The organism is Musicola paradisiaca NCPPB 2511 (assembly GCF_000400505.1).
GTDB lineage: Bacteria > Pseudomonadota > Gammaproteobacteria > Enterobacterales > Enterobacteriaceae > Musicola > Musicola paradisiaca.
Genome location: NZ_CM001857.1, coordinates 4,318,318 through 4,333,566, shown reverse-complemented (window position 1 = coordinate 4,333,566; position 15,249 = coordinate 4,318,318). Strand labels below are relative to the sequence as shown.

Below are 15,249 nucleotides of genomic sequence, written 5' to 3'. Positions count from 1 at the left end.
TTATGGAGCATTAAGGGAATAGGCGTTACATGATGAAAATGCCCCGCCTGTTGTTGCCATTATTGATGGCCATGATTTTTTGTCTGGGCCTGATGTTTGTGTACGCAATCTATTGGGGCGATGACGATTACAATTTGGTGCGGCAATACCAGCTTGAAGATAACGTGACGGTGAATTTGCTTCAGTTGGATAGCGGTGCGCCGGCGGGGTCTGTCTATCGGTATACGGTAAGTGCGAACGGCGGCGAAACGGTCGATGTGCTCAAAACCAATAGCCGCGACGCGGATATTCATATGCAGGATGGCGTGCTGGTGATTAACGTCACCGGTGATGTCTATCGGCTGAACAACCGCATTCGCCTTGGCGACGGCGACGACACGTTAAAAACCCGCATCACCGTGACGCACCAGTAATACGGCCCGAGGCATCGGGCCGTCTGTTTGTCAGGGGATCAGGCATCCGCCGGGGCGGATTTAAACTCCCGCTCAGCCTGATGGAAGCGCTCGGTCACAGCCGCAGACGGCGTGCGTCCCAGCAGGCTAACCAGCACGATCGTGACCGAGCCGAACAGGAAACCAGGGATGATTTCATACAGGTTCAGCCAACCGTACTGTTTCCAGATGATGACGGTCGCTGCGCCGACCAGCATACCGAACAGCGCGCCGTTACGGGTCATGCGCGGCCACAACAGCGAAATCAGAATCACCGGCCCGAATGCGGCGCCAAAGCCGGCCCAGGCATAGCTAACCAGCCCGAGTACACGGTTGGCCGGATTGGCGGCGAGCGCGATAGCCACTAACGATACCAGCAGCACCATCCCGCGGCCTACCCACACCAGCTCTTTCTGGCTGGCGTTTTTACGCAAAAACGGTTTGTACAGATCTTCCGTGATGGCGCTGGAGCAGACCAGCAACTGGCAGCTTAGGGTGCTCATCACCGCCGCTAAAATAGCGGACAGCAGTATGCCGGCGACCCACGGGTTGAACAGCAGCCGGGCCAGTTCGATAAAGACGCGCTCGCCGTTTTGCGACACATTGCCGGCCTGTTCCGGGTTTTGGGTGAAGTAGGCGATGCCGAAAAAGCCGACGGTCACGGCGCCCGCCAGACAGAGCACCATCCAGATCATGCTGATGCGGCGGGCGTTATGGATGGTGTGATGCGAGTCGGCCGCCATAAAACGCGCCAGAATGTGCGGTTGCCCGAAATAACCCAGACCCCAGCCCATCAGCGAAAGGATGGCCACCAGATCCAGCCCGCGGAACATATCCAAATTGGACAGGTTTTTAGCCTCAATCACGCTCAGCGACGGCGCAATGCCGCCGACGGAGAGGATGACGATAACCGGCGTCAGAATCAGCGCGAAGATCATCAGGCTGGCCTGGACGGTATCGGTCCAGCTGACGGCCAGATAACCGCCGATAAAAGTGTAAGCGATAGTCGCGAGGGCGCCGGCCCACAATGCGGTGTTGTAGCTGAGGCCGAATGTACTTTCAAACAACCGGGCGCCCGCTACGATGCCGGATGCGCAATAAATGGTGAAGAACACCAGGATCACCAGTGCGGAAATCACGCGCAGCAGTTTGCTTTGATCATCAAAGCGATGGCTGAAATAGTCCGGTAATGTCAACGCGTTATGGTTGACTTCAGTGTGCACGCGCAGGCGTCCTGCTACCCATTTCCAGTTCAGATAGGCGCCCAGCGTCAGGCCGATGGCAATCCAACTTTCAGAAATCCCCGACAGAAACACGGCGCCCGGCAGGCCCATCAACAGCCAGCCGCTCATGTCGGAAGCGCCGGCGGACAGGGCGGTGACAATGCTGCCCATGCGGCGGCCGCCCAGGATATAGTCGCTGAAATTGTCAGTGGCGCGGTAGGCAAACAGGCCGATCAGGACCATCCCGAAGATGTACACCAGAAATGTTACCAGCATCGGTGTGCTCATCATCGTCATTCATTTCTCCCATTATGATTGTTATCCGCATGACCATCGTGGTGATGCGGCACCTGTTTCTGACCGGAACGCCGCGCAGAAAAAGGCCCAGTTGGTGGCTACAAGTTATACTTCCTGAAAGAAAACAGCACGGTATGCCTGCCGGATAGCAATCAAAAACACGCGAATACGCACTGCGTCACCAGGTTGCGCGAAGAGGCGACAAGAACGACAACATAGTCTCCCCCGATACTGCTTTCTTTGTTACAGGAGTGGATATGGGCACCATCACTATGGGCGTGACGCTGGATGAAGCGACACGCGACCGTCTGCACGCTGCGGCGACACGGCTCGAATGTACGCCAAACTGGCTGATTAATCAGGCAATTTTTAGCTATCTTGCGCATCTGGAAAGTGGGGCCGACACACCTGAAATACCATCACTGGCTCAGGGCCAGCTTGAGGCGGAGGAGATTATGCCCCAATCCCGGGAAGAAAAAACCCATCAACCGTTTCTGGACTTCGCGCAAAGCGTGCTGCCGCAGTCGGCGATCCGCGCCGCCATCACCGCCGCCGGCCGTCGACCGGAAACCGAAGTGGTACCGATATTGCTCGAACAGGCGCGCATGTCGGCCGAACTGAGCCATCGTACCGCCGTGCTGGCGGGCCGGTTGGTCGAGGGGTTGCGTAACGTGCGCCGCCATGGCCATGGCAGCGTGGTGCAGAACCTGTTGCAGGCGTTCTCGTTGTCTTCGCAGGAAGGCGTGGCCTTGATGTGTCTGGCTGAATCGCTGCTGCGCATTCCGGACAACGCCACCCGCGATGTACTGATTCGCGACAAGATCGTCAAAGGCGACTGGCGGGCGCGAATCGGGCCGAATAAATCCTTGTTTATCAACGCTACCGCCTGGGGGCTGCTGATTTCCGGCAACGTGCTGGCTTATCAGGATGTGGCCGGTTTGCCCGGTACGCTCCGCCGTTTGATTGCCCGGGGAGGGGAACCGTTGATTCGGGGCTGCGTCGATCTGGCGATGCGCCTGATGGGCGAACAGTTCGTGACCGGTGAAACCATCAGTGATGCGTTAGCCAATGCCCGTCGGCGCGAGGAAATGGGGTTTCGTTACTCCTATGACATGCTTGGCGAAGCCGCCCTGACCGCCACGGATGCACAGGCGTATCTGCACGCCTACCAACAGGCGATTCGTGCCATCGGCAACGCATCCGGCGGACGGGGTATTTATGAAGGGCCGGGCATTTCCATCAAGTTGTCGGCGCTGCATCCCCGTTATTGCCGGGCGCAGTATGCACGGGTCATGACGGAGCTGTACCCCCGTTTGTTGTCGCTGGTGTTGCTGGCGCGTCAGTATGACATCGGCATTAATATCGACGCGGAAGAGGCGGATCGCCTGGAGATCTCGCTCGATTTGCTGGAAAAACTGTGCGTTGAACCCCAACTGGCGGGGTGGAACGGCATCGGTTTTGTGGTGCAGGCCTATCAAAAACGTTGCCCGCTGGTGCTCGATGCGTTGATCGATCTGGCACGGCGCAGCCAACGGCGGCTGATGGTCCGGCTGGTCAAAGGCGCTTACTGGGACAGCGAAATCAAACGGGCGCAGGTTGAGGGGCTGGAAGGGTATCCGGTCTATACCCGCAAGGTGTACACCGATGTGGCTTATCTGGCCTGCGCCCGTCGGTTATTGGCGGAACCGGCGCTGATCTATCCGCAGTTCGCCACCCACAACGCACATACCTTGAGCGCCATCTACCATCTGGCGGGGAGCAACTACGCGCCGGGTCAGTATGAATTTCAGTGTCTGCATGGCATGGGTGAGTCGCTGTACGAGCAGGTGGTGGGGAAAACGTCCGACGGTACACTCGGGCGCCCCTGTCGTGTGTATGCGCCGGTCGGCACGCATGAAACGCTGCTGGCCTATTTGGTGCGGCGTCTGCTGGAAAACGGCGCCAACACGTCGTTCGTCAATCGTATCGCCGATCTGGCGATTCCCGTGGATGTGCTGACGGCCGATCCGGTGAGCGAAGTGGACGCGATGGCGACACGGGAAGGACTGGCCGGCCTGCCGCATCCGCATATCCCCTTGCCGCGTCATCTATACGGCAGCCAGCGGCGCAATGCGTTCGGTGTGGATTTGGCGTGCGAACATGTGCTGGCCTCGCTGTCCAGCGCCTTGCTGATCAGCGCTGCCAGTACATGGCAGGCGGCGCCGGTACTGGCGGCGGGGCCGATGGCGATGACGGAAGCGCAACCGGTATGTAATCCGGCGGATCGGCGCGATATCGTCGGTTATGTACGGGAAACGAGCCCTGGGGAGATTGAACAGGCACTAAACGATGCGACGGAGCAGTTCGCCGTCTGGCGTTCGACGCCGGCGACGGAACGGGCGGTGGTGCTGAGTCGGGCGGCGGATATCATGGAAAGCCAGCGGGCGGCGCTGATGGCGCTGCTGGTGCGGGAAGCGGGAAAGACGCTGCCGAATGCGCTGGCGGAAGTGCGGGAAGCGGTTGATTTTCTGCGTTATTACGCGGAGCAGATGATTTTGCTCGATGATCAGACCTGCTATCCGCTCGGGCCGGTGGTTTGTATCAGCCCATGGAATTTTCCGTTGGCAATCTTTACCGGACAGGTCGCCGCCGCGCTGGCGGCGGGCAACAGTGTGCTGGCCAAACCGGCGGAACAAACGCCGCTAACGGCGGCGCAGGGGGTGAACATTTTGCTGGCGGCGGGTATTCCTCCTGGGGTACTGCAACTGTTGCCGGGGCCGGGGGAATCGGTGGGGGCTGCGTTGGTCAGGGATCCGCGGGTGTGCGGCGTGTTGTTTACCGGCTCGACGGCCGTGGCCGCGCAACTGCGTCAATCGGTGGCCGAACGTCTTGGCCCGCAAGGCCGACCGATACCGCTGATTGCCGAAACCGGCGGCATCAATGCCATGATTGTCGATTCGTCCGCCCTGACGCAGCAGGTGGTAGCGGATGTTATCGCATCGGCGTTCGATAGCGCGGGGCAACGCTGTTCCGCGTTGCGGTTGCTGTGCGTACAGGACGATGTGGCGGATATCACCCTGAACATGTTGTTGGGCGCGATGGCGGAATGCCGGATCGGCAATCCGGATCGCCTGACGACGGATATCGGCCCGCTGATTGACGCGGATGCCAGACACCGGGTCGAACGGCATATCCAGGCCATGCGGGCGAAAGGCCGCAAGATTTATCAGGTATCGCGACCAACGGCGACGGAAGAACTGGCCGTCGGCCATTTTTTGGCGCCTACGCTGATCGAACTGACCGGCGTGGATGAACTGCAACAGGAAGTCTTCGGCCCGGTGCTGCATGTGGTGCGTTATCCGCGGGAACGGCTTGGCGAGGTGCTGGCGCAGATTAATGCGTTGGGGTATGGCCTGACGATGGGGCTGCATACCCGTATCGACGACACGATCACTCAGGTGATGGAAACCGCGAATGTCGGCAATCTTTACATCAATCGCAATATGGTCGGTGCGGTGGTTGGTGTGCAGCCTTTCGGCGGCGAAGGATTGTCGGGTACCGGGCCGAAAGCCGGGGGGCCGCTTTATCTCTGGCGGCTGCTGTCGCAGTATCCGCCGGAAATCGCCGCCGGTTCGTTGTTGCGGCAAGGCGCGAAGGACGATGCCGGCTTGCTGCTGCGTGAGGCGTTATCCGGGCTGGACGCCTGGGCGCAGGCTAACCGGCGCGAGGCGTTGCTCGACTGTTGTCGGCGTTACGACCAATTGACGCCGGTGGGTATCGCTCAGACGCTGCCCGGCCCGACGGGGGAGCGCAATACCTATAGGCTGTTGCCGCATGGGCGAGTGTTGTGTTTGTCGGATAACGACGGTGATGCGCTGACCCAGCTGGCGGCGGTGCTGGCAGTCGGCTGTCAGGCGTTGTGGCCGCAGTCGGCCGAATTGCAGGCGCTTTACCTGAAATTGCCGGAAAGCGTGCAGTCGGCCATTCATTTTTGTCGGGACTGGCGGGCGGAGGAGGTCTGTTTCGACGCAGCGCTGTGCCACGGCGATGCGGCGGCGTTGCAGGCGTATGGTCGGGCGCTGGCGCAACGCGGCGGCGCGATTATCGGCATGCAGGGGCTGCCGAGCGGTGATACGAACATCGTACTGGAATGGCTGCTGAAAGAGCGGGTGGTCAGCATCAATACTACCGCGGCTGGAGGCAACGCCAGCCTGATGACGATGGGGCAGGTATGACGGCGTTGTCGTCTGCCCATTTTCTGGAAACGGCTCGCATTTACAGCAACAAATGGCGTGTTTGCACGGATTTCTGTGGCTGACTCTGGACATCCATACAGTGTGAATTTACTGTGGCGTCAGCACTCAATAACCGGGAGGCAGTGTGGATATCGCCTTATTTTATGGTCTGGGCAGCGGCATCGCAGGCTTGTTGGCGGGATGGCTGATAACCAGCCTGCGCGGGCAACAGCAACGGACGCAGTATGATATTGAACGTCGATTGCAGGAACAGGCGCAGGAGCAACTGCGGCGGAGCCTTGACGATAGTCAGCAGGCGAGACAACAGGATCAGCGCCGCCTGGAACAACAAGAGCAGGAACTGCGTCGTCTCTACAGTCAGCAGGCGGCCGGTGAGGAAAAATTACGACAACTGACTGAATTGCGTGAGGAGTGCGTTCAGCTCAATCAGGAACTGCGGGCGTTGCGCGAGGTGAACGGCGCGCAGGAAGCAGAACTGCGTGAAGTCACCATTCGACTGGAAGAGACGCGCCTGGCGGCGGAAGAGAAACAGCGCCTGCTGATTAACAGCGAACAGCGGTTGTCGACGCAGTTCGAAAATCTGGCAAACCGTATTTTCGAGCAGAGCGGACAAAAGGTGGATCAGCAGAACCGACAAAGTCTGGATCGTCTGTTGACCCCGTTGCGGGAACAACTCGACGGTTTTCGGCGCCAAGTACAGGATAGCTTCGGCGCTGAGTCGAAGGAGCGGCATACGCTGGCTCATGAAATCCGCAATCTGCAACAGCTCAACGCGCGTATGGCGCAGGAGGCCGTCAATCTTACCAACGCGCTGAAGGGCGACAATAAAATGCAAGGCAACTGGGGCGAAGTGGTGCTCAGCAGAGTGCTGGAAAGCTCCGGGCTGCGGGAAGGGTATGAGTATGAGACGCAGGTCAGCATCCAGAACGGCGCCGCTCGTTTGCAACCGGACGTGATTGTCCGTTTGCCGCACGGCAAGGATGTGGTGATCGACGCCAAAATGTCGTTGCTGGCCTACGAGCGCTATTTCAACGGCGTCGGCGATATTGATCGCGCTGCGGCGCTGAATGAACATATCGCGTCTATTCGCGGCCACATTCGACTGTTGAGCGGTAAGGATTATCAACAACTGCCCGGTTTGCGCTCGCTGGATTACGTGCTGATGTTCATTCCGGTGGAACCTGCATTTCTGGTCGCTATTGATCGTCAACCTGAACTGATCACGGAAGCATTGAAACATAATATTATGCTGGTCAGCCCCACAACCTTGCTGGTAGCGTTACGAACCATTAATAATCTGTGGCGTTATGAACAACAGAGCCGCAATGCCCAATTGATTGCTGAACGCGCTTCCCGCTTGTACGACAAGCTAAGGTTGTTTGTGGACGATATGAATACGCTCGGGCAGAGTCTGGAAAAAGCCCAGAGCAGTTATCGTCAGGCGATGAAAAAGATGGTGTCGGGCCGGGGTAATCTGATCAGCCAGGCGGAAGGTTTCCGCACGCTAGGGGTGGAAATCAAACGCCCGGTCAATGCGGCGCAGTGGGAGGACGATATGTTGCCGCTGGAGGATGAAACCGTTCCGGACGCCCTGCCGCAGACGGATATTGTGCAAGAACGGGGCGCATAGTGGGCGACATAGTAAGGGGGGCATTGATGATCCAGGCCTCAGTATCGGTACTTCCCGTGTTTTTAAGCTAAAGAAGGACGGTCGATTTGGGTCTGGGTTTGTTACACTCTTACCCACTAATAGGTAATCTCCTCCCGACGTTGATAGAAAACAGGCAAAGAACATGGCAGATGATTCGGACAAAACGACACATTTCGGCTTTCGCACGGTAGCCAGGGACGAAAAGGAAGGCATGGTGGCGGATGTCTTCCACTCGGTAGCGGCGAAGTATGACCTGATGAACGATCTGATGTCGTTTGGCATTCACCGTATCTGGAAACGATTCACTATCGAATGCAGCGGCATACGCCGTGGTCAGCGGGTGCTGGATCTGGCTGGCGGCACCGGCGACCTGACTGCGAAATTTTCGCGACTGGTGGGCGAAGAAGGCGAAGTGGTGCTGGCGGATATCAACGATTCCATGCTGAAAGTGGGGCGCGAGAAACTGCGCAACAAAGGCGTGGTCGGTAACGTTAGCTATGTGCAGGCCAATGCCGAAGCGTTACCGTTTCCGGATAATTTTTTCGACTGCATTACCATCGCGTTCGGGTTGCGTAACGTCACGGATAAAGACAAGGCGCTGCGTTCCATGTTCCGGGTGCTGAAGCCGGGCGGTCGTTTGTTGGTGCTGGAATTTTCTAAACCTACCACCAAGTTGTTCAGCAAAATCTATGACGCTTATTCTTTCCATGTGTTGCCCCGTGTCGGCGAAATGGTTGCCAGCGATGCCGGCAGTTACCGCTATCTGGCCGAGTCCATCCGCATGCATCCGGATCAGGAAACCCTGAAAGGCATGATGGCGGACGCAGGTTTTGAAAATGTCGAATACTTCAACCTGACTAATGGGATAGTGGCGTTGCATCGCGGGTTTAAGTTCTGAGTTGGACATCTAAGTTGGAAATACCATGCCGATACTGCCTGTGTTGACTGCGGCGCTGGAGACAGCGCTAAACCAACTGTTGTTTCGCGATCGGAGTATGAGGATCGCCCGTCAGCGTCTGAGCGGAAAAACGTTGCGTATTGAAGTGGCCGAGCTCGATACGCCGTTGGTGCTGATTTTCTCCGAACATCATCTTGATGTGATGACCCAGTGGTCGTCAGCGACGGATTGCCTGTTGCAAACACGGCTGTCCGCCCTGATGCGGCTACGGGATCGTCAGCAGTTGTCCGCGTTGATGCGTAGCGGCGATCTGGTGCTTGAGGGCGACATTCAGGTCGCCCAACAGCTGATCACATTGTTGGATCTGGCAGAGTTCGACCCGGCGGAATGGCTGGCTCCCTATCTGGGGGATATTGCCGCCGAGGGGATGAGCCAACTGGCACAGCGATGGGCGGGTGGGTTAGTGAATAACCTGTGTCGGCAGCGAGCGGCTTTGTCGGAAAATGTGACCGAAGAGTGGCGGCTGGCACCGGGAAAGCTGGAACATGTCTGGTTCGGTGATGAAGTGGTCGCATTGTCGGCCGCGACCGATGCGCTGGCAGAGCGTCTGAATCGGTTGGAGGGAGCGAAATGACACCGGGAGAATTGCTGCGGCTGTACCGTATTCTCAGCGTGCTGCTGACCTATGGTTTGGATGAACTGGTTCCCCGAATCCCTCTTACCTGGCCATTACGCCTGTGGCGGCGCTTGTTGTTCTGGCTCCCCAATCGTCACAAAGACAAACCGCTGGGCGAACGGCTGCGTCTGGCGCTTCAGGAATTGGGGCCGGTGTGGATCAAGTTTGGGCAGATGATGTCCACCCGCCGGGATCTGTTTTCGCCGGCGATCGCCGATCAATTGGCGTTGCTGCAGGATCAGGTACAGCCTTTCGACGGCAAGTTGGCGCGCCAGCAGATCGAGTCGGCCATGGGCGACAGGCTGGAAAACTGGTTTGACGATTTCGAGATCGTACCGCTGGCGTCGGCCTCTATTGCCCAGGTTCATACCGCTCGGCTGAAATCTACCGGGAAAGACATCGTCATCAAGGTGATTCGTCCGGATATCCTGCCGGTCATCAAGGCGGATATGCGCCTGATGAACCGCATTGCCGGCTGGTTGCCCATTCTCTTGCCCGATGGTCGTCGGTTGCGTCCCCGTGAAGTGGTGCGCGAGTACGAGAAAACCCTGCTGGATGAGCTGAATCTGATGCGGGAAGCCGCCAATGCCATCCAACTGCGGCGCAATTTCGAAAATAGCCCGATGCTGTATATTCCCGAGGTCTATCCCGATTATTGCAGCGAACGGGTGCTGGTGATGGAGCGTATTTATGGCATACCGGTATCGGATGTCGACGCGCTCAAGCGCCATGGCATCAATATGCCGTTGCTGGCGGAACGGGGTGTCCAGGTGTTTTTCACCCAGGTGTTCCGCGACAGCTTTTTCCACGCCGATATGCACCCCGGCAACATCTTTATCAGCTACGAACATCCGGAAGATCCGCAGTACATCGGTATCGACTGTGGGATTGTCGGCTCCCTGAACAAGGACGATAAACGCTATCTGGCGGAAAATTTTATCGCGTTCTTCAATCGTGATTACCGGCGGGTGGCCGAACTGCATGTGGACTCCGGTTGGGTACCGGCGGATACCAATGTGGAAGAGTTCGAGTTTGCCATCCGGACGGTCTGCGAGCCCATATTTGAAAAGCCGTTAGCAGAAATTTCTTTCGGTCATGTATTATTGAACCTCTTTAACACGGCGCGCCGTTTCAATATGGAAGTGCAGCCGCAGTTAGTGTTGCTTCAGAAAACGTTGCTGTACATAGAAGGGTTGGGACGCCAGCTTTATCCGCAACTGGATCTGTGGAAAACCGCTAAACCTTTTCTCGAAACCTGGCTGAAAGACCAAGTGGGATTCCCGGCGATGTGGCGCGCTTTCAGGGAAAAAGCGCCGTTCTGGGTCGAGAAAATGCCGGAACTTCCGGAACTGTTCTATGATGGCCTGCGCCAGCACAAACTGCTGCGGCAGAGCGTAGAGCAGATGACCGGGGAGTTGAGGGTGCAGCGGGTTCGCCATGGTCAGTCCCGCTATCTGCTTGGCGTGGGCGCGACGTTGCTGTTGAGCGGTACCCTCCTGCTGGTCAGTCAGGTTGAGGCGGATATCGTACCCGCTGGTTTGATCGCGGCAGGCATTGTCGCCTGGGTTATCGGGTGGCGCTGTGCGCGTTGAATATCTCGCATGATGACCGTCAGGGACGTGAGGTTGTTCTGTAGGTTCTTTTTTGAATTGAAGAGGCAAAGAAGAGTATGGGCGGAATTAGTATCTGGAATCTGTTAGTCATCGCGGTCATCGTGGTGCTGTTGTTTGGTACCAACAAATTGCGAACCATCGGTTCCGATCTCGGAGCGTCGATCAAGGGGTTCAAGAAAGCGATGAGCGATGAACCTCAACCGCCTGCGGCTGAAGACCGTCAGCAGGATGCCGATTTCTCCCCTAAACCTCTTTCGGACCAGAAGTCCCCGGCCGACAAGGAAGAGAAGAACCAGAATAAAGAACAGGTGTAAGTAGTGTTTGATATCGGATTTGGTGAGCTGCTGCTGGTAATGGTGCTTGGCCTGGTGGTTTTGGGGCCGGAGCGTCTGCCTGTCGCGGTGAAAACGGTGGCTGGCTGGATTCGCACGCTGCGTTCGTTGGCGTCGACGGTGCAGAATGAGCTGGCGCAGGAAATGAAGCTGCAGGAATTGCAGGACAGCCTGAAAAAGGTGGAAAAAGCCAGCCAGTTGCAGGCGTTATCGCCGGAGCTGAAGGCGTCGATGGATGAGCTGAAGGAAGCGGCCAGCGCCATGAAGCGTAGCTATACGATTGAGCCGGATGCCGGCGTGTCGGCGACGCCGGTGTTATCGCCGGACGATCCCGAGGCGGTGCATGATGGCGTGAGCAGCGTGGAGTCTGCGGTGATGCAAACAATCGCGCCGCCTCCGCCATCGGCTGGCACTCCGTTAGCCGTCGCTACCGCCGTGAAACCGGCGTTGACGGCGTTGCCCAATCTCCTGGGGCTCGAGCCCAGGCAGACAGTGAAAACCGGCAGTGATGCCGGTGTTTCCCCTTCCCACTCTTCCGGTGATCGTTAGTGTATGGCCGTAGATGAAACCCAACCGTTAATCAGTCACTTGATTGAACTTCGCAAACGTCTGCTGAACAGCATCATCAGTGTTCTGGTGGTTTTTCTGGCGTTGGTTTATTTCGCCAATGATATTTATCAGTTTATCTCAGCGCCATTGCTCAAACAGATGCCTGCCGGCACCAGTATGATTGCAACCGACGTCGCATCGCCGTTTTTCACCCCGATCAAGCTGACCTTGATGGTTTCCGTCTTTGTTTCTGCGCCGCTGGTGCTGTATCAGGTATGGGCGTTTGTCGCACCGGCGCTGTATAAACACGAGCGTCGTCTGATGATGCCGTTGTTGGTGTCCAGCAGTCTGCTGTTTTATCTGGGGATGGCGTTCGCGTATTTTCTGGTGTTCCCGCTGGCGTTCGGTTTCTTTGCTCAAACCGCGCCGAAAGGGGTGACGATCGCCACTGATATCAAAAATTATCTCGATTTCGTCATGGCGATATTCATGGCGTTCGGCGTGGCGTTCGAGGTGCCGGTCGCGATTATTTTGTTGTGCTGGAGCGGTGTGACGACGCCAGCGGCGCTGCGGCAAAAACGCCCGTATGTGCTGGTCGGCGTATTTGTGGTGGGGATGTTTCTGACGCCGCCGGACGTCTTTTCCCAGACGCTGTTGGCGATTCCCATGTATCTGCTGTTTGAAATCGGCGTATTTTTCGCGCGTTTCTATGTCGGCAAGCGCCGTCGCGGGGACGAAGATACGGAAGAAACGACCGAATCTTAGTGATACCGGGACGCTCACCGTTCCGGTTCCTCAGTTAAACCGACACCTCTCATCGAGAGGTGTTGTTTTTTGTTACGTCTGACGGCACGTCGACCCTCAGCAGGGAGTACGGTGGAGGCCTTATGTTTGATATCGGTGTCAATCTGACCAGCTCGCAATTTGAGAGTGACCGCGATGCGGTGATATCCCGCGCCCGTCGTGAAGGCGTTACGGGCATGTTGCTGACCGGCACGGGTATTGAAGAGAGTCGGCATGCGCTGAGGCTGGCAGAGGGCGCACCGGGATATTGTTGGTCTACTGCGGGTATCCACCCGCACGAGGCCAGTACCTGGACGGACGCTGCGGCGCTGTCTATCCGGCAGTTGGCCGTTCACCCGCAGGTTGTGGCGATCGGCGAATGCGGGCTTGATTTCAACCGCAATTTTTCTACGCCGTCGGAGCAGGAGCGGGCATTCAGCGCGCAGTTGGCGATAGCCGCCGATCTTGGCATGCCGGTCTTTATGCATTGCCGGGAAGCGCATTCGCGTTTCATGATGTTGCTGCGTCCCTGGTTGGAAAAACTACCCGCTGCGGTGTTGCACTGCTTTACCGGCACCCGGGACGAGCTGGATGAGTGTCTTCAGGCGGGGCTGTCTATCGGCATTACCGGCTGGGTTTGTGACGAACGGCGTGGCCTGGCACTACGCGCACTGTTGGAATACATTCCGGATGATCGTCTGTTGCTGGAAACCGACGCCCCTTACTTGCTGCCCCGCGATTTACACCCGAAACCGACATCCCGTCGCAATGAGCCATGCTTTTTGCCGCATATCGTTCGTCAGGTAGCCGCCTGGCGGAAACAGGATGCCGTCGCGTTGGGCCGCGTTGTGGATGATAACGCCCGTCGGATTTTCCGGCTGGGCCAGAAAGGAGAATAAGACTATGAGCAATGCTTTTCCCGGTACATTTCCCGGTAGACGCATGCGTCGCTTGCGTCGTCATGATTTCAGCCGTCGTCTGGTCGCGGAACATCAGGTAACGGTTAACGATCTGATCTATCCCGTGTTTGTCATGGAAGGAACCGGAACCCGGCAGGAAGTTCCCTCTATGCCGGGCGTGTATCGCCTGACCATCGACGAATTGCTCAGCGAGGCGGAAGCGGTGGCGAAGCTGGGGATTCCGGTGCTGTCGCTGTTCCCGGTTATTGAGGCGGATAAAAAATCGCTGCATGCGGAAGAGTCATATAACCCGGATGGGTTGGTGCAACGCGCGGTGCGGGCATTGAAAGATGCGGTGCCGGAGCTGGGCCTGTTGACCGATGTAGCGTTGGATCCTTACACCACGCATGGTCAGGATGGCGTGATTGATGACGAGGGCTATGTCATCAATGATATTACTAGAGAAATTCTGGTGCGTCAGGCGCTGTCCCATGCCCAGGCCGGTGCTGAGATCGTAGCACCCAGCGATATGATGGACGGGCGTATCGGCGCCATTCGCGATCGACTGGAAAATCAGGGACTGGTTAATACGCAGATCATGGCCTATTCCGCTAAGTACGCCTCCTGTTATTACGGCCCATTCCGTGACGCGCTAGGCTCTGCGGGCAATTTGAAAGGCGGCAACAAGAAAACCTATCAGATGGATCCAGCCAATGGCGATGAAGCGCTGCAAGAGATTGCGCAGGATCTGCAGGAGGGCGCGGACATGGTGATGGTTAAGCCCGGCATGCCGTACCTGGATGTGGTGCGCCGCGTGAAGGATACCTTCGGTGTGCCGACCTTTGCCTACCAGGTGTCCGGTGAGTACGCGATGCAGATGGCGGCCATTCAGAATGGCTGGCTACAGGAGCAGCCGCTGGTGATGGAGTCGTTGCTGTGCTTTAAACGCGCCGGCGCCGACGGCGTGCTGACCTACTTTGCCAAACGTGTAGCGCAGTGGCTGCACGAAGAAGCCCAGCGGCGCTGAGAGCAAAACCGCCGGAGCGCCCGGCTCTGGCGGTTTACATTTTCCGGAACTGGCGGTTATCGAGGCACTGCCGAACCTGTTTGTTCAATAAATTGAGCAGCAGCATGGAGCGGGCCTCGCCGTTAGGCTCGGCATAGATAGCCTGTAAGCCGCTGAATACGCCTTCAGTGATCACCACGCGATCGCCCGGCTGCGGGGTATCGGGGTCGATAATCTTTTCCGTCTGATGTGACTGGAGATCCTCGATCACCTGTGACGGAACGATGGCCGGCATGGCGCCAAAGCGAACGAAGTGGCTGACGCCGCGAGTGGAGTTGACCGTGGTGGTATGTATGCGTTCTGGATCGAATTCCACAAAGAGATAATTGGGAAACAGCGGCTCGCTGACTTCCGTTCGTTTGCCGCGAACGATTTTTTCCAATGTGATCATCGGGCTTAGGCACGTAACGAACTGACGTTCCAGATGTTCTTTGGCTCGCAGCAACTGGCCGCGCTTGCAGTACAGGAGATACCAGGATTGCATAATTTCACTTTTCTGTGGTTTCAGCCTGAGAGGATAACAAAAGCGCTGCGGGATAAAACGTTTCCGGTAGAGAATTTTAACGGGGCGTGCGGTGGCGGAGTCTGCCGTTGCA

13 protein-coding genes are annotated in these 15,249 nt (G+C 57.3%); 11 read left to right on the top strand and 2 right to left on the bottom strand.

What is annotated here, in order from left to right:
- The first annotated feature begins 29 nt into the window (after nt 1-29).
- Nucleotides 30-413: a hypothetical protein gene (locus DPA2511_RS19375; protein ID WP_015855414.1), complete on the top strand. Its 384-nt coding sequence runs from the start codon at nt 30-32 to the stop codon at nt 411-413.
- A 38-nt stretch (nt 414-451) separates the two neighbouring features.
- On the opposite strand, the gene putP is transcribed toward DPA2511_RS19375, so the two are convergent.
- Nucleotides 452-1,951, bottom strand: coding sequence for a sodium/proline symporter PutP (gene putP / locus DPA2511_RS19370; RefSeq protein ID WP_015855413.1), 1,500 nt, complete (start codon nt 1,949-1,951; stop codon nt 452-454).
- A gap of 257 nt (nt 1,952-2,208) precedes the next feature.
- On the opposite strand from putP, the gene putA reads away from it, so the two are divergent.
- The 10 genes from putA to hemB all read left to right on the top strand — a co-directional run bounded on the left by putA (nt 2,209) and on the right by hemB (nt 14,614).
- Nucleotides 2,209-6,165: a trifunctional transcriptional regulator/proline dehydrogenase/L-glutamate gamma-semialdehyde dehydrogenase gene (gene putA, locus DPA2511_RS19365; protein ID WP_015855412.1), complete on the top strand. Its 3,957-nt coding sequence runs from the start codon at nt 2,209-2,211 to the stop codon at nt 6,163-6,165.
- 145 nt (nt 6,166-6,310) lie between these two features.
- On the top strand, nt 6,311-7,816 hold the full coding sequence (gene rmuC / locus DPA2511_RS19360; RefSeq protein WP_015855411.1) for a DNA recombination protein RmuC: 1,506 nt from the start codon (nt 6,311-6,313) through the stop codon (nt 7,814-7,816).
- A gap of 163 nt (nt 7,817-7,979) precedes the next feature.
- The gene (ubiE, locus tag DPA2511_RS19355; protein ID WP_015855410.1) at nt 7,980-8,735 is read left to right on the top strand and encodes a bifunctional demethylmenaquinone methyltransferase/2-methoxy-6-polyprenyl-1,4-benzoquinol methylase UbiE; all 756 of its coding nucleotides are present in this window, start codon (nt 7,980-7,982) and stop codon (nt 8,733-8,735) included.
- Between the two features lie 25 nt (nt 8,736-8,760).
- On the top strand, nt 8,761-9,369 hold the full coding sequence (gene ubiJ, locus DPA2511_RS19350) for a ubiquinone biosynthesis protein UbiJ (RefSeq protein WP_015855409.1): 609 nt from the start codon (nt 8,761-8,763) through the stop codon (nt 9,367-9,369).
- On the top strand, nt 9,366-11,003 hold the full coding sequence (gene ubiB, locus DPA2511_RS19345) for a ubiquinone biosynthesis regulatory protein kinase UbiB (protein WP_015855408.1): 1,638 nt from the start codon (nt 9,366-9,368) through the stop codon (nt 11,001-11,003). The genes ubiJ and ubiB overlap by 4 nt, the downstream gene beginning before the upstream one ends.
- A 77-nt stretch (nt 11,004-11,080) precedes the next feature.
- Entirely contained in the window at nt 11,081-11,338 is a 258-nt protein-coding gene (tatA, locus tag DPA2511_RS19340) for a Sec-independent protein translocase subunit TatA (protein ID WP_015855407.1), read from the top strand.
- Nucleotides 11,339-11,341: 3 nt separating this feature from the next.
- On the top strand, nt 11,342-11,905 hold the full coding sequence (gene tatB, locus DPA2511_RS19335) for a Sec-independent protein translocase protein TatB (protein ID WP_015855406.1): 564 nt from the start codon (nt 11,342-11,344) through the stop codon (nt 11,903-11,905).
- A gap of 3 nt (nt 11,906-11,908) precedes the next feature.
- Nucleotides 11,909-12,670, top strand: coding sequence for a Sec-independent protein translocase subunit TatC (gene tatC / locus DPA2511_RS19330; RefSeq protein WP_015855405.1), 762 nt, complete (start codon nt 11,909-11,911; stop codon nt 12,668-12,670).
- 122 nt (nt 12,671-12,792) lie between these two features.
- The gene (tatD, locus tag DPA2511_RS19325) at nt 12,793-13,587 is read left to right on the top strand and encodes a 3'-5' ssDNA/RNA exonuclease TatD (protein ID WP_015855404.1); all 795 of its coding nucleotides are present in this window, start codon (nt 12,793-12,795) and stop codon (nt 13,585-13,587) included.
- A 4-nt stretch (nt 13,588-13,591) separates the two neighbouring features.
- Nucleotides 13,592-14,614: a porphobilinogen synthase gene (gene hemB / locus DPA2511_RS19320; RefSeq protein ID WP_015855403.1), complete on the top strand. Its 1,023-nt coding sequence runs from the start codon at nt 13,592-13,594 to the stop codon at nt 14,612-14,614.
- A gap of 34 nt (nt 14,615-14,648) precedes the next feature.
- On the opposite strand, the gene rfaH is transcribed toward hemB, so the two are convergent.
- Complete coding sequence (gene rfaH / locus DPA2511_RS19315; protein WP_015855402.1) at nt 14,649-15,137, bottom strand: transcription/translation regulatory transformer protein RfaH; 489 nt, start codon at nt 15,135-15,137, stop codon at nt 14,649-14,651.
- Nucleotides 15,138-15,249 lie beyond the last annotated feature (112 nt).

Excerpts from the sequence above, each read along its gene's own strand:
- putP (WP_015855413.1), bottom strand. The coding sequence starts at position 1,951 with ATGACGATGATGAGCACACCGATGCTGGTAACATTTCTGGTGTACATC.
- ubiE (WP_015855410.1), top strand. The coding sequence starts at position 7,980 with ATGGCAGATGATTCGGACAAAACGACACATTTCGGCTTTCGCACGGTA.
- putA (WP_015855412.1), top strand. The coding sequence starts at position 2,209 with ATGGGCACCATCACTATGGGCGTGACGCTGGATGAAGCGACACGCGAC.
- tatA (WP_015855407.1), top strand. The coding sequence starts at position 11,081 with ATGGGCGGAATTAGTATCTGGAATCTGTTAGTCATCGCGGTCATCGTG.
- ubiJ (WP_015855409.1), top strand. The coding sequence starts at position 8,761 with ATGCCGATACTGCCTGTGTTGACTGCGGCGCTGGAGACAGCGCTAAAC.
- rfaH (WP_015855402.1), bottom strand. The coding sequence starts at position 15,137 with ATGCAATCCTGGTATCTCCTGTACTGCAAGCGCGGCCAGTTGCTGCGA.
- DPA2511_RS19375 (WP_015855414.1), top strand. The coding sequence starts at position 30 with ATGATGAAAATGCCCCGCCTGTTGTTGCCATTATTGATGGCCATGATT.
- tatC (WP_015855405.1), top strand. The coding sequence starts at position 11,909 with ATGGCCGTAGATGAAACCCAACCGTTAATCAGTCACTTGATTGAACTT.
- hemB (WP_015855403.1), top strand. The coding sequence starts at position 13,592 with ATGAGCAATGCTTTTCCCGGTACATTTCCCGGTAGACGCATGCGTCGC.
- ubiB (WP_015855408.1), top strand. The coding sequence starts at position 9,366 with ATGACACCGGGAGAATTGCTGCGGCTGTACCGTATTCTCAGCGTGCTG.
- tatD (WP_015855404.1), top strand. The coding sequence starts at position 12,793 with ATGTTTGATATCGGTGTCAATCTGACCAGCTCGCAATTTGAGAGTGAC.